The organism is Treponema zioleckii (assembly GCF_014737315.1).
In the GTDB taxonomy this organism is placed as follows: domain Bacteria; phylum Spirochaetota; class Spirochaetia; order Treponematales; family Treponemataceae; genus Treponema_D; species Treponema_D zioleckii.
In genome coordinates, this window is the sequence record NZ_JPUF01000079.1 from 1 (window position 1) to 14,881 (window position 14,881).

11 protein-coding genes are annotated in these 14,881 nt (G+C 44.9%); all 11 read right to left on the reverse strand.

The features are described from left to right. Positions 1 to 256: 256 nt before the first annotated feature. Positions 257 to 1,492 (reverse strand): aminotransferase class V-fold PLP-dependent enzyme, encoded by a 1,236-nt coding sequence (locus JI65_RS15130; protein ID WP_191018000.1) that lies wholly within the window; start codon positions 1,490 to 1,492, stop codon positions 257 to 259. 616 nt (positions 1,493 to 2,108) lie between these two features. Next, positions 2,109 to 3,005 (reverse strand): glycyl-radical enzyme activating protein, encoded by an 897-nt coding sequence (locus JI65_RS15135; RefSeq protein ID WP_191018001.1) that lies wholly within the window; start codon positions 3,003 to 3,005, stop codon positions 2,109 to 2,111. A 16-nt stretch (positions 3,006 to 3,021) separates the two neighbouring features. Next, positions 3,022 to 5,547, reverse strand: coding sequence for a (2S)-3-sulfopropanediol dehydratase (gene hpsG, locus JI65_RS15140; protein WP_191018002.1), 2,526 nt, complete (start codon positions 5,545 to 5,547; stop codon positions 3,022 to 3,024). A 44-nt stretch (positions 5,548 to 5,591) separates the two neighbouring features. Next, positions 5,592 to 7,544 (reverse strand): alpha-glucosidase, encoded by a 1,953-nt coding sequence (locus tag JI65_RS15145; RefSeq protein ID WP_191018003.1) that lies wholly within the window; start codon positions 7,542 to 7,544, stop codon positions 5,592 to 5,594. A gap of 11 nt (positions 7,545 to 7,555) precedes the next feature. Beyond that, the gene (locus JI65_RS15150; protein ID WP_191018004.1) at positions 7,556 to 8,899 is read right to left on the reverse strand and encodes a fucose isomerase; all 1,344 of its coding nucleotides are present in this window, start codon (positions 8,897 to 8,899) and stop codon (positions 7,556 to 7,558) included. Positions 8,900 to 8,901: 2 nt separating this feature from the next. Next, positions 8,902 to 9,600 carry a DUF4867 family protein gene (locus JI65_RS15155; RefSeq protein ID WP_191018005.1) on the reverse strand — a complete coding sequence of 233 codons (699 nt, stop codon included), beginning with the start codon at positions 9,598 to 9,600 and terminating at the stop codon, positions 8,902 to 8,904. Beyond that, positions 9,590 to 10,471 carry an NAD(P)-dependent oxidoreductase gene (locus JI65_RS15160; protein ID WP_191018006.1) on the reverse strand — a complete coding sequence of 294 codons (882 nt, stop codon included), beginning with the start codon at positions 10,469 to 10,471 and terminating at the stop codon, positions 9,590 to 9,592. The genes JI65_RS15155 and JI65_RS15160 overlap by 11 nt, the downstream gene beginning before the upstream one ends. Before the next feature lie 9 nt (positions 10,472 to 10,480). Next, positions 10,481 to 11,167, reverse strand: a complete 687-nt coding sequence (locus tag JI65_RS15165) for a transaldolase family protein (RefSeq protein ID WP_191018007.1) — start codon at positions 11,165 to 11,167, stop codon at positions 10,481 to 10,483. Then, on the reverse strand, positions 11,136 to 12,725 hold the full coding sequence (locus JI65_RS15170) for a tripartite tricarboxylate transporter permease (RefSeq protein ID WP_191018008.1): 1,590 nt from the start codon (positions 12,723 to 12,725) through the stop codon (positions 11,136 to 11,138). The genes JI65_RS15165 and JI65_RS15170 overlap by 32 nt, the downstream gene beginning before the upstream one ends. A gap of 1 nt (position 12,726) precedes the next feature. After that, positions 12,727 to 13,200, reverse strand: a complete 474-nt coding sequence (locus JI65_RS15175) for a tripartite tricarboxylate transporter TctB family protein (RefSeq protein WP_191018009.1) — start codon at positions 13,198 to 13,200, stop codon at positions 12,727 to 12,729. A 130-nt stretch (positions 13,201 to 13,330) separates the two neighbouring features. Continuing rightward, entirely contained in the window at positions 13,331 to 14,335 is a 1,005-nt protein-coding gene (locus JI65_RS15180; RefSeq protein ID WP_191018010.1) for a type 2 periplasmic-binding domain-containing protein, read from the reverse strand. Between the last annotated feature and the right edge of the window lie 546 nt (positions 14,336 to 14,881).

Here is a 14,881-nt window from a genome sequence, read left to right on the forward strand (position 1 = left end):
ATCTGTGTTGAAATTTGCAAGTTGTCTTTCTGAGCGTCCTACTCTGTCATGTCGAGCGAAGTCGAGACATCTGCTGTTCCCCGGCTATAGCGAACTGGAGCAGTCTGTCGCGTGTAGACCTCTCGACTACGCTCGAGGTGACAAAAAAGGGGCATTGAGCTTGTCGAAATGACCGTTATTATTTTTTCAATCATGAGAGGTTTCGACTGTGCGGGGCATCAAAATTGGGTGTAGAATTATCAAATTTCCTGAATTTTTACAATGCACTTTTGAGAGCCTGAGTAAAATCTTCAATCAAATCTTCCGCATCTTCAATGCCTACGCTTACACGGATAGTGTCCTCGTAAACACCTGCCGCGTGCATTTCTTCTTCCGTGTTGTGAAGATAAAGCGTTTTGGCTGGCGCGATTACTAGCGTTCTCACGTCTCCGATGTTTGAAGCGACCGTTGCGAGTTTGAGCGAATTTATAGTCTTAAAAGTCTTTTCCCGACTGCCGGTGCGCAGGGTGAGGATTCCTCCGCCAAATCCTTTCAGCTGAGTTTTGCAAAGCGAATTTTGTTCATCATTTTCAATTCCAAGAAGAGGATAATTTACGTTCGTGCCGGGAATTTTTGAAAGCGCGAGAGCAAGTTTGTGTGCGTTGTTGCAAATGCGTTCCATTCTTAGCCCCAAAGTCTCCAGGCCGATGATGTTCATGTAGGCGTTGAACGGAGAAAGACAGCCTCCAAGACTTGCCCACGAATCTTTTCTGAGGCGCATGAGGTAAGCCATCTTTTTGAATTTGCTGTAGGCTTTTAGGGCTGGGTATCGGTCAAAATCCCAGTCGAATTTTCCAGAATCAATAATCACGCCGCTTATGCTGTTGCTAGTTCCGTTTATGTATTTTGACGAAGAATGAATCACGATGTCCGCACCAAAATCAATCGGGTTCACCAAAAATGGTGTTGCCGTCGTGCTGTCAACGAGGAGCGGGAGCGAATGGCTGTGGCAGAAATCTGCCAATGATTTTAAGTCCGTAATTTTTAAGGCGGGGTTCGAAATCACTTCCGCAAAAACCGCCTTTACGTTTGGGGTTAAGATTTTTTCTAGGACACTTGAAGAAAGGTCGTTTGCGTAGTGAACCGTAATGCCGAGTTGCCTAAAAAGCGTAAAAAGCTGAATCGTGCCGCCGTACAGACCGCCCGAAGCGATTATTTCGTCCCCGGTGCTCAAAAAATTCAGCAATGCCTGACTTATGGCGGCCATTCCGGATGATGTTGCCACGGCGCCAAAACCGTGCTCCAAAGCCGAAATGCGCTGCTCAAATGCCGCCACCGTTGGATTTCCGATTCGGGTGTAAGCAAATCCTGCTGCTTTACCGTTGAACACGTCTTCAAGTGTTTCCATGTCCTGAAAACCAAACGCGCTTACTTGACAAATCGGTGGTAGAGTTGCGTCGGAATTCTTCTCGTGCCGCACTCCCTTATGAAGAGAATCTGTTACAAAACCCATGAAGCACCTCACTTAAAACCTAGTAAAACTATATGAATTATATAAAATACTACTAAATTACTAGGAATTGGTCAATGAGGAAGCGAAAGATGAAACTTGAAAGAGGAAAATTGAGAATTGAAAATTTGGAGTATTGTCATGCTGAACCATTCGCAACACAGTTGCTTTGACATGACAGAATTGGATGCTCGTCATGACGGCTAGCAGTTTTTCGACGCGGATAAACACAGATAGCGCAGATTAGTCACAGATACTGAAAAATCGGAATAACTCTACAATGCCTGCCAGAACATAGTCGGAATGACCGTTTTTGTCACCTCGACCGAAGTTGAAACCACTTCATATAGTGTGAGTGTCACCTCGAGCGTAGTCGAGAGGTCTACAAGCGATAGATTTCTCTAGTCCGCGATTGAATGGGAGTAGTAGATGTCTCGACTTCGCTCGACATGACAGAGCGGAATGCTTGACATGACAGAGTGAGACGCTCGACATGACAAAGTGAGACGCTCAGTGGCCGTATGCAACAAAGCTTCTGGACAGCCCTATGACAAATTTTTCAACTCTCGTGGTTGTTTGCGTCGTATCGGTGTTCATCAGTGTTAATTTGTGTCAAAATTTACTGAGGCAAATTTCTGACACAGTTTCTCAGCCGGATAAACCGTTCGTCGCTCAGCATTGCGTTTCCGAGTTCGTAAGTGCGGTGCAAAGACTCATATTTTGGTTTTCCCAGCCGATGGTATTGCAAAAGTTCATGCTCAGTTTTTCCGCCCAGTGAACGAACGAATTTCGTAATTGCAGAAAGCTCTTTTTCATCGTCATTCACGCCTGGAATCACTGGTGTGCGAAGCAAAATCGGAAGTTCCGGAAATCTTCGCCTGATTTTTTCAAGATTTTCCAGAATCACATCATTTGGCATACCGGTCCATTTTTCATGCAAAGTTTTTGACCACATTTTTACGTCCATCAGCAAAAAATCAAGTTCACTTGCGACTTCTTCAAAAATCTCGTAGCGGGAAAGTCCCGTGGTTTCCATTGCGCGGTTGATGTGCCGTCTTCCGGCTTCGCGCAGGAGACTCGTGACAAACTCGTGCTGTAAGAGAGGCTCCCCGCCGCTCAAGGTTATTCCGCCGCCGCTTTCCGCATAAAAACTGCTGTCTTTTTCGACTTCTTTAAGCACTTCTTCCACCGTTACGTCTCGCCCGATTGCATGGAGTGCGTGGGTGGGGCAAATGTAGCTCACCTCTTTTGCGTCTTCCGCGGTAAGCTGAATATCTTGATTCCAGTAAAGCCCGTCGTCCTTAAAATGGCAGCCGAGCTTACCGAGTTGATTTACGCAGCTCTTGCACCCGATGCATTCCCCGCAGTTCCATCCAAGCTGGATTTTCCTCACTTGGGATTCTGGGTTCGCGCACCACGCACAGCGTAAGGGACAGCCCTTAAAGAAAACTACTGTTCTGATTCCGGGGCCGTCGTGTACTGAAAAATGCTGAATGTTAAAAATTCGTCCGAGCATGTTTTTTGCTCCGCCATCAGTTTAGGGCAGTGTGTTCTGTTCGTAAGATAACGTCGTCCTGCAATTCCGGGCTTAGTTCTACGAAGTACGCGCTGTAGCCCGCAACACGCACGAGAAGGCTCCTGTAGTTTTCTGGATGTTCCTTTGCTTTTAGGAGCGTTTCCCGGTTTATGATGTTGAATTGCAAGTGCCAGAGTTTTAAATCACGCCATGTTTTTATGAACGAGACAATCCTTTTTGTTCCGTCGGTGCCGCTAACGGTTGCGGGGCTGAGTTTTATGTTCAGCAGGCGGGAAGCTCGGTTGTTCATATCCGTATTCTTGGTTCTGTAATTTGACATTAGGACTGCTGTTGGACCGTGAGTGTCTGCTCCCTGGCTTGCCGATGAGCCGTCAGAAAGCGCGGTGCCTGCCTTTCGTCCGTTTGGAAGAGCACCGATGACTTTGCCGAATGGAACGTTGGCGCTTTGGCTAACGTAGCGAACATCGAGTTGCATTCCGAGATATTTTGAATTTTCGTGGGCAAACTGAACTCCGATTCTGTCAATGTCTTTTGCAATACTGTCTGCGTAGCTGTCGTCGTTTCCGTAGGCCGGACTGTGCGCTAGGCGAGCCTGCAAAGCTTCAAAACCTTCAAAGTTTGTTGCGAGAGCTTCCAAAAGTGCGTTCCAGGTAACGGTTTTGTCTTCGTAAATATTTTTTTTGATTGCCGCAAGCGAATCTGCGACGGTTCCAAGACCAATAAAATCAAAGAATCCTAAATCAAGACCGCCTTTTACGTGCTGGCTGTGCAAGTCCGTGCAGTTTTCCATGCAGAGTTTGTGCAATGCGGAACCCAAAGGGGATGCAAAATGTTTGGGGCGGATTCTGTTTGCAACGTACTGCTGCTTAAAAAACAGAGTGAGCAAGTGTTTTTCTTGCTTGATGAATGCAGAATAAAATTCTTCCCAGGTGGTAAAGTTCCGCACGTCGCCGGTTTCTATCGTCAAAAGTTCGTCACCGTATTTTTTCATTCGGCCGTTGTACAATGTCAGCTCTACGAGCGAAGCGATATTGATGAATGCGCATGGTGTGGTGAAGGTGTCAAGATTCGGCATTCGCACTTCGGTACAACCCGAAACCGCATAGTCGTTGGCATTTGCGGCATCAGCTCCTTTTGAAAGCAAAAGCGGAATGATTTCTTCGTCGTTCAGGAGTTTCGGGAATCCCGCTCCGTCTTTTATTGTTTCCGCAACTTCATACAAATAGCGTTCCGGGCTTAGCGAATGGATTCGTGCTGCCAAATCCGGGTAGTTCAGCGGAAATTCTCGCTTGTTTTCAAGAAGAATGTAAGTCAGCTCGTTTGTCGCGTCGTAACCGTTTTTGTCAACTCCGCCGATTGTAACGGCTTCCCAATGTGCGTAGCCTTCGTTGAATTTTACGCCGGCAGGACTCACGTATAAATCCTGATATTGGGCCATTCCAAGCCACATGCACTGAAAGAGTTCTTTTGCTTCTTCCCTTGTAATTTTTCCTTCTTTGCTGTCTTTTTCGTAATATTTCCAGAGATATTGGTCCATTCTTCCGTTGCTGATTGTAGCCCCGGTTTTTTGTTCAAGACGGCTGAACATCTGAATGAACCACTGTGATTGAAGTGCTTCGTGGAAGGTTGTGGCTCCGTAACGAGGAACTTTGTCGCAGATTTCCGCAAGCTTTTCAAGCTCTTTTTTTCGCTCCGAGTTCTGCTCGTTTTTTGCAAGTTCTGCCGCTTTTACGGCATGTCGGTGCGCCCATAAAATAATCGCATCGCTTACGATTATGATGCTCTGTAAAAACTGCGTTTTGTCAAGACTTTCTTCTGGATTCAGAGGATTCAATGAGTTCAGCTTTTCTTGCGCCTGATTTTTTATTGCTTCAAAACCTTCGTCGATTCCTTTTTGGTAGTCGTGAACCCATTGCAGGGCAGAACGCATTGAAGAAGTTTCGTTTACGATATATCGGCTGGTAAATAAATCTTTTGGGTCGTAGGTTACGCGCAAAACGTCGTCGGGGAAAGCCCGGCTGAGTTCGTCGTAGTAAGTTTTTCCTTCCCAGTACGGGGCGATTTCTTCTTCGATAATGCGAACGTCTTCCTGCGAAATTTCAAAAGGTGACTCTTTGCGGCTCTGAGCCTGTTTTACGAACTGATGCAAAAAACAACCGTCGAGTTCAGGATACAAAAGTCCGTATTTGCCGGCTTTTCCTATTCGGCCTGCAAGTAGCTGGTATGGATCAATCGTGACTTCGATTTTTTCTGCGATTTTGTACAAGGCTTTTGCCCACCTTAGGCTCAGTGCTTCGCCTTCTGTTTCCTTGAAACTTTCGGTAAAGTACCTGGCTCGTTGTACGTCAACCGTTGATTTTGAGTCCTTGAAGCTGTCAAAGATTTTTTGAATCCTGTTTTTTTTGCTTTCGGACTGTGAATTTGAATCAATAAAGGTGAGTGTTCCGCCTGTTTGTGCAATTCTTTCTTCTTGAGGAGAAAGAACGAGTTCCTTTGTTCGTGTCGTAGTTTGTGCGTTCATAAAAACCTCTGCTAAAAGTTATATTTCCTATTAATCCGATATGCTTAATAGGGATAATATATTTTTGCCAGTGCTTCGTCAACTCTTTTTTCTTCGTTGGAAAGACGGACAAAAACCGGGATTTGACCGAACGGAGCCGGCACTACGATTCTTCCGCCGTCGTAGGTTTTTCCGCTCCAGATATGCACCCATTTGTCATTTGGAAGATATACTTGCCGCTCTGTTTCGCCTTTTTGCAGGACAGGGGCTACAAGAATGTCTCTTCCCAAAAGATATTCGTATTTTTCGCTGTAGGCTGCTTGTTCGTCGTAGTGATAGAAAAGTGGTCGCATTACCGGTACGCCGGTCTTGGCACATTCAGAAACGCATTTTTTTAGATATGGCTTTAGCCGTTTGTGAAGTTCCACGCTTTTTTTTAGTTCAGCCCAGATTTCTTCGTCAGAATCAAATTGAACGTTGTTCCACGGCTGATTTCCTTCATGGCTGCGCATGAGAATGGAGAATGCGTTCATTTCTGCCCAGCGGATAAAAAGTTCCTTGCTTCGGTGAAGTCGTTCGTTTGTGGTGTATCCGCCTACATCCGAGTGAACGAGACCGAATCCGCTCATCGAGAGTGAAAGGCTCGCTGGAATCACGGAAGGAAGGCCATCGTCAAAAGACCAGTCAACATGCTGGTCCCCGTTCCACATCATTGCTGAATATTTTATGGTTTCTGTAAAGCCTGCACGCGTAAAAAAGAAAATCTCGTTTTCACGTCCGCTTTCTTGCACGGCTTCTTGATTCAGTTTTGCCCAAAGTGCTGGCCATTGATTGTGCATGATTTTTGCAGGAACTTTGTTCGAAAGCACTGCGTCAACAGGAAGATATTCGCCAAAATCCGCCATCCAACCGTCCATGCCTATTTCAATCAGTTTGTGTTTTATGACGCTTTTGTACCATTTCCAGGCCTCGCTGTTGGTTAAGTCAATCATTGCGGCGGGAAAAGTCGTGATTGTGACGAGGTAATCGCTTCCGTCGCTTTTTTTTACGCAGTAGCCATGTGAACTTGCGTAAGCGTAAAGAGGTTTTTCAAGTGCGAGGAATGGATTTATGTAGCCCAAAAAGTGGATTCCGTCATCTTTCCATTTTTTGATGCGTTCTTTTAAGCCGGGATAAAGTGTTTCGTCCGCTTCCCAGTTCCACATCACTTGATAGCCAAATTGAGTTTTTCGGCAACCGCACCAATCTTGGCACCAAACTCCGCAAACCGAAACTCCGTGATTTTTTGCCTGGTCAATTTTTGCCTGAACTTCGTCGCTTCCTCTCTGGATTCCAAGAATGATTCCGTCGTAAAGCCAATCCGGAAGTTCTTTTTGCCGACCGAGCTGGTCTGCAAGTTTTTTTGAAAGTTCTTCGTAAGATTCTGCTCCGGAAAAACTTATTTCCGCATCTTCGCGTAGCTGAATCGTGAACTGTTTTGGGACTCGAAAATCAAATTCCATGTAGTTTTTGCCGTCTACATGCATGTACCAGCGGTTTCCTGTTACGAACGTAGGCTGAACGTAATAAGACTCGTAGTAATCCAGCGGATGAATTGGCGAGTCGTCAGTTTTTTTTTCGATTCGTTTTAGGTTTTGATGCTCTGCAACCCAAATGCGGACTCGCTCACCGCTCAGGTCGAATTCCGAGAAAGTTTCGCCGCAGCCATAATAATGGGATTCTTCCGATGGAAAAGTGAGATAAACTCTGTTTGTTTTTGGCGAAATGAATTTTGTCTGAATCTCAAGTGTGTTTTTTGAAGAGTCAAAACTTGCCGTAATGAATCCTGTCGTTTCTCCGTTTGGAGTTGTGTATCGTGCGCTGAATTCTTTTTTCGTAAGTTTTACATCGTTCTGAATTAACTGTGTTTTGAACGTAACTTCGTCGGTGTAGTCAAAACTACCTTTTTCCATATTAAAACTCGCTTTTCCATGCGCCACGACAACCTGAACTTTTGCGATGTCTTTTAACCTAATCATTTTTCCTCCGCTTAAAAACGTCGTGTTTGAATCGAAAGCATTTTTCCAAGCGCGACAAGTTCTTCGGCAATGTCGCCGTATGCCACAACAAAATGCGGTTCCCAACCGTCCGTAATTGCCGTGTGGACTAAATCTTTTGCATCGGTTTTTAATTTGACGACCAGCGTGGTTCCCAAGAATTGTTTTGGTTTGTCAAGAATTTTGCCGGAAGCGATAAAAAGCCTAAAATCGCCTTGTGCCGTTCGTCCCACACGGAACACTGTTGCAGACTCGCTCGGACGACAGCCAAATTCCATTGTGGGCCCTATTTTGCGGTTCGGGTGCACTCCAACGGCAGCTCCGGTGTCGGTGCGGGCAAGTGAGCAATCTGCCATTCCGCAATGCCAGAAGGTGAGGGAATTTTCTTCTTCGTTGAGCGAAACTGGGTCTCCAAAAAAGACTCCGTGTTCGCTCAGCTCCGAGGCGATGTACATTGAAAGTGCTCCGTAAATGTCTGCTTCGCAGCTTGCAACGACGCCTTCTTCGTTCAGGAGCGAGAGCACCGCACAAACCGGAGTTCCAAAATCCACGAAAAAATCTGGCCAACAACGTGAGGCAAGTGCCATAATGCCGTTGTTTTTTACATACTCGCTGTAGGCTTTGTAAAGCTTGGCAAAATTCAGCACGTTTTCGTCTGGAATTGAATCAAGGCCATTCACTTTGCTTTTTGCCTTTTCAATATACGGTAGAATTTCATCTGCGGTATAAGATTTTGCTCGCAAAATAAGTTCCCTTGCCTCGATTGAGTCCAGTGTACAACCAAAAGTGCGAGTAAGCTCAGCGTCCAGAGCCTGCCCAAAGCCGAATCCTTGCGGAGTGTGTCCGACAAGCCCAAGTTTTAGCGAGGAAAGTTGATTTTTTAGCTTGGCGACACGAATCGTTCTTTTTAACACGGATTTTGCAACCTTTTCCGTTGGGAGTGCGAGAAGATGCTCAAATTGATGGTTTATTCCCCTAAAATTCTTAATTGCGTTTGCAGCAGAAAATGCACCCGTTAGGGAATTCAGCCTTAGCCGCCCGCCATCGATTACTGGTTCTCGCAAAGTCCACAAAAGGATTGGGCAAGAAAAACGTTTTACGACTTCTGTTGTGTACGCCGCATTTGCGAACGTAAGGTTTTGAAGAATGATTAAATCTGGATTTACTTCTTCAAGATAGGAAGACAGTTCCTGAACTGTTAGGAGTGGTTTTTGAGGAACCGTGCATTGTGGTTCGAGCGTGCGAAGAAGGGCTTTAGATTCCTCGAACAGTTTTTGGGCACTTTCCATGTGAAAAGTACCGACTCCGATTGGTATGTAAACTAGGTTAAATTTCATATTCAGTATCTCAATTCTTTGTTTTCTCCGAGGCATCCAGGACAAGCGCCCTGTTTTATGAGCGGTTCTCGTTTTGGATGTGCGATTACCCATTTGTTTTTCTGCAAAAGCAAGAGACCTTCGCCTGTTTTTGCCTGAGTTTTTTGTTCGAGAGGAGTGTTTGTTCCGCGTGGCAAAACGACAGCAACTTTAAAACCTTCCTCGTTTGTTCTGCACGGGCTTAAATGCAGAGTCGTTTGATAAAGTTCGATTGCCGTGTGTTTTTCAACAAAAAATACTTCTGCCTGCTCAATGCGGTACGTTGGAAAACCGTGTGCGGTGTCATTAAAATTGATGTCCTGAACACGCCCCAGAACGAGCATACAATCCGTTGCGGCAATGTTTATTTCGCTTCCTTTGTGGTATTCAAATCCGTTGAAAGTTGTGTTTTTCCCGTTGCAGTATCCGATTTGAACGGGCATTCCGCCGTAAAGCTGGTTCTGAATTTCCGTCTTGACTGGCAAGGATTCAAGTTTTTCATCAGAAGCGACATACACGTTTCCAAACTGAGGGATTTCTGTGCCTTCTTTTAGATGCTTATATATAGAAGAAAAATCGTGTTCTGTGACGATTCTCCCGTAGACGGAAAATTTTTGTGATGTTACAGGATGAATCGGAACATCGTTCACTTCATTTAGTCGTTCAAGTGTTTTATGACTCATTCGGATTCTCCGTTAATTCTCCAGTTACGACTATTGCCGTCGCACTAAAATCTTTTTTTGAAAGTCCGAGTTTTATTGCCTTTTCATAGACTTTTGCCACGTTTTCTTCGCCAGGTAAGGAAAGTCCGCTTTCGTTTGCGAGTTTTAAGGCAAGATTTACGTCTTTTGCCATGTTTTGTACGCTGAATGCCGTTTCAAAATCCTTGTTTGCAATCGCATTTTTTTTGTTGTCCAAATAAGAATTCTGCCCGCCACCGTAAGACACGGCTTTTGCAAATGTCTGAACGTCAATTCCGTTTGCTTTTGCGAGCGCAATCGTTTCATTTACGCCGTTTTGAATTTGAGACACAAGTGCGTTGTGGCAAGCTTTCATTACTAGACCTGCGCCGTTTTTTCCGAGATGAATTATGTTTTCGCCCATGTACTGGAGAATTGGCAAGGCTTTTTTGTAAGCGTCGTCAGTGCCGCCAACGTAAATTCCGAGAGTGCCTGCAATTGCCGCCATTTTTGATTTTACGACCGGCGCATCAAGGAAAAGCGCGCCTGTTTTTTGAACTGCACGTGAAATGTCCACCGAAATTGACGGGTCAATCGTGCTCATGTCGATGCAGAGTTTTTGTGCGTTCAAATACGGAATTATTGCACTGTAAAGTTCAAGTGAATTTTCTGATTTTGGCACCATCGAAATGATTACGTCCGCTTTTTTCGCAATTTCCTCGCCGCTTTCGCAGGCAACCGCTCCCTGTTCCACGAGTGGCCGAATGTTTTCTTGGTGATGGTCGTAGCAGTACACGGTGTCATCGTGTTTTTTTACGATGTTCGCGCACATTCCTTGCCCCATGATTCCTAAGCCGATAAAACCTATTTTCATAAAATTCTCCTACTCGCGTGCTGTGTTGTCCCATGCGTCGCTGAAAATTTTAATTCCCTGCCGCGTATAGGCATGATTTATGCTGTTCTGATAGACCTCCAAGCCCGCCGTTACGATGTCAGCTCCCACCGCAGCACATTCTACGATTTGTTTTGGAGTTCGAACTGCCGCACAAATTATTTGAGTCTTCCCGTAGAATCCATAGTTCTTGTAAATCTGTACAATATCGTTTATGTATTTTCCGCAATCTTCGCCGTTGTCTTCTTTCCAGCCGATGAACGGAGAGACGAAGAGCGAGCCGTTTTTTGCTGGCCACAATGCTTGAGCTGCCGAAAAAACAAGAGTCACGTTCGTTCTGATTCCTTCTTTTTCAAGCTGTCTTGCAGCTGCAATTCCTTCCTGAGTCGCCGGAATTTTTATTACGAAATTCGGGCTGATTGCAGCAATTTTTCTTGCAGCGTCAATCATGCTCTCTCTTGAGTCCAAATGCGGATTTATCTCAACCGAAACTGGAAAAACCTCGTAGCCTGAAAGTCCCTCGCTTTTTACCCAGGATGCAATGTCCCCGATTGCCTTAAGAAACGGTTTTCCGCTGTTTTGGATATGACGCGGATTTGTCGTTATTCCGTCGATTCCAAATGTTTTGTGAGCCTGCACGATTTCGTCAAGCTTTGCGCTGTCCAAAAAAAACTTCATTGTTTTCCTCCTCGTCTGAGATTTCATCTTTTGAGATTTCGTTTTCGTTTATTTGTTTTTCGTTCAATGCGTTTACCCGCTTGTTTATTCTAAGGAGCGAATACAAGAGAACGACTGTAAGAATCAGGATTATGAGCGATATTGGTCGCTTAAAGAAAATCAAAATATCATTGTTGTAGCTCATCATACTGGTAACAAAATTCATTTCCATGATTTTTTCAAGAATCATTCCGAGCATGAACGGAATGGCCGAAATATCAAGGAAGATTAAAATGTAGGTGAGTACGAGCACCGCCGCCGTGATGATTAAATCTTTTGTACTGCCGTTTGCCGCATATGCGCCTGCAAAGCAGAACATTATGATGACTGGGGCCAGATAGGTGTAACGAACCTGCACGACTTTTGCTACCGTGCGTGTAAGAATCCGCCCTACCGCCAAAAGAAGGATATTCGCCACGAGACATCCCAAAATTATCGCATACGCAACAGCACCTTGCTTGCTGAACATTGTTGGGCCTGGCTGTATGCCGTGCAAAATGAACGCTCCCAAAAGAAGTGCCGTAACGCCGTCGCCAGGAATTCCCAACGTCAAAAGCGGAATCATTGCCGAACCAACGACAGCGTTGTTGCTTGATTCTGCAGCCGCGATTCCTTCGAGAGAGCCTTTCCCGAATTTTTCAGGATGCTTTGACGTGCGTTTTACTTCGTTGTAACACATGAACTGTGCGACCCCTCCGCCAACTCCAGGCATTGCGCCAATAAACGAAGCGATTGTTGAACTTTTTAGACACGCTGGCAGGAGTTTTTTAATTTCTTTCCAGCGAAGACCTTCATGGTCAATTTTTGTTACGTCATCTAGCTTTCCGCCTGAATTCTTAAAATCCCGCATTTTCTGAATTACTTGAATCAGAGCAATCATTGCAATCATGGCGGGAAGAATGTCGATTCCGTAGCGAAGAACTTTTAGTCCGAACGTAAATCTCATTACTCCTGTTACGGCATCCGCACCGATGCAGCAGACCAATACTCCCAAAAGGCCCGAAATGATTCCTTTGGGAAGACTGTCACCGCTAACGCCTGCAATCATCGCAAGTCCCAAAATTCCCATTGAAAAATATTCTGCGGAAGCAAATCTTGACACGAGTTTTGTGATGAAGCTTGCGCAGAGCAAAAGAAGTACCGCCGAAAAAATCCCGCCGAACACAGAAGCAAAAAGTGAAGCATCAAGAGCTTTTTTGACTTTTCCCTGTTTTGCCAGAGGGTAGCCGTCGAACGTTGTGGCGATTGCGGAATTCGTTCCCGGAGTGTTGAGCGTTATCGCGGAGATTGAGCCTCCGTACATTCCTCCAACGTACACTGCTAACAGAGAAATAATCGCCATGTCAGGTGAAGAAAATTGGTAGGTGAGCGGCAGGAGGAGAATGATTCCGAGTGTGACTGTAAGACCTGGAACGCAGCCAATAATCATTCCGAGAAAAAGCCCCCCGAAGATTACGAGAAGGTTTGCCGGAGAAAAAACTAGCGGTATGGCTTGTGAGATAAGTGAAAAATCGCTCATTCTAGTCTCCTAACCCCAAAAAAGTCGGAAGTGAAATGTTGAACACATATTTGAACAGCAAGTAAATGCCAATTGCCATGAGGGCATTAAAAATGTAGATGAACGGTTTTCGCTCGCCCTCGTAAAAAAGCACTGCCGAAAAGATGATTATTGATGCGGCCACAAAGCCAATGTAAATCAGAAGAACCACGTAAAGCAGAAAGAGTGCGATAAAAATGAGGGAAGGCAATTCTTTCTTAAAATCGAATTCGATGATTTTTTCTTTTTTAAAAACGACGCTCTGCACAATCAGAACGATGGAGCTGATTAGAATTCCCACGAGCGCAATGGCTGGAATGATTCGAGGACTCGGCGCACCGGAGTCGTAGGTTGGCATACGAACCTGCGTTGGCAACAATATCAGCAGCAGCACTGATATACAGCCAAGAATGATTCCCGAAAAAAGATTTGTTTTGATTTTTATACTTTTTCTCATAGCTGTAGTCCTTGTTGAAAAGTGGATTTTAAAACAGGTGAGTCGGAGGAGGATACCGACTGCACCTGAAAGGTTAGAATTGATTTTTAAATGGGACTCAAAAACTGAACTTGTGTGGAACTTTTCTTTGTTATTTGAGCTTTGCGTATGCTGCCACAGCTTTTTTACTAGCTGCTTCCAGATATTTTGACGCGTCTTTGTCGTAGACCTGAAAGTTGTTCAGGAGGATTGAATTTATCCAATCTGAATATTCAGGACTTGCCCAAACGTCTTTTGAAATTTTTGCAACGGTGTCAATCCAAGCCTGCTTTGCACCTGTGTGTGTCGCAATGAATCCGCCTGCCGCAAGAATTGAGCCTGAGTAGTCATTTGTTGCATTCAATTCAGGGGCTTTTGAGACTCCTGCGATTGTTGGAACCGAAATCTTTCCTGTTGGTGTAACGAATCCGTTGAACGGTCTGTCTGAGAACGCAAGAATCGGAACGAGGGTTCCTGCCTCAACTTCCTGCTGGGCTACCTGTGTGCTTCCTACGAATACGTCAACTTCTTTGTCCAGAAGTCCTTTTTTCTGAGCGGCTCCGCCGTCATACGGAACTACACGGACTGTTCCGCCTTCCTGTGCTATGAGCGAACCCAACGCGAGGTGCGGGTCTGAAAGCGGGTTTCCGCCTGACATTTTGATTCCGCCGTTACGAGCTTTGTTAAGAATTGCGGCAAGACTTTGATTCGGAAGTGCATATAAAATCCAAGTGCGGTCATCTACTGACGCAATTGGGTAAATCTTGCTTCTGTCAAAATCTACAATTTCTGTTTTGTATTTTTTTCCTAAATCATGGCGGTAAGCAACTCCGTAGCCATATATGAGCAAGTCTTTTTTGCTTGATTTTTCTTCAGAGAAGAATTGAGCGGCTGCAAATCCGTCTCCGCCTGTTTTTTGTTCGACTACGAAGTTGTAGTCGCTCTGGAGCTTGTTCGCAACTTCTGCGTATTTTCGGGCAATAGCATCTGCCGTGCCACCGACTCCGTAAGGACAGATAATCTTTACTGTTTCAACTCGTTTCCAGCCAACAAATGATGCGATTGCACCTAAAAATAGAACGGCAATACCCAAAGTTTTAAAAATTGCTTTTTTCATAAAAGCCTCCTTTTTTATTTTTCCGCTTCGCAAAAAAAACGGTTTTTCACAATATATATTGTATACTAAAACTATAGGAAATATATGATATAAGAGAATATATCTACTGCAAAAAAATTGGTCAATAGATTTTTAAAAGAATTTCATACTTTTTAGATAGGATTATATGGGAAATTAAGAATGGAAAAATGAAAATGGAAATTGGAAAGTTGGTAATTTTGGAGTATTGTCATGCTGAACCATTCGCAACACAGTTGCTTCGACATGACAGAGCGGGACGCTCAACAAGTTTAATGAGCGTTTTTGTCACCTCGACCGGAGTCGAGAGGTCTACAAGCGATAGATTTCTTCACTCCGCTATTGACCGGGAGTAGTAGATGTCTCGACTTCGCTCGACATGACAGAGAGAGACACTTCGACAGGTTTAATGACCGTTTTTGCACCTCGACCGAAGTCGAAACCACTTCATATAGTGTGAGTGTCACCTCGAGCGTAGTCGAGAGGTCTACAAGCGATAGATTTCTTCACTCCGCGATTGACCGGGAG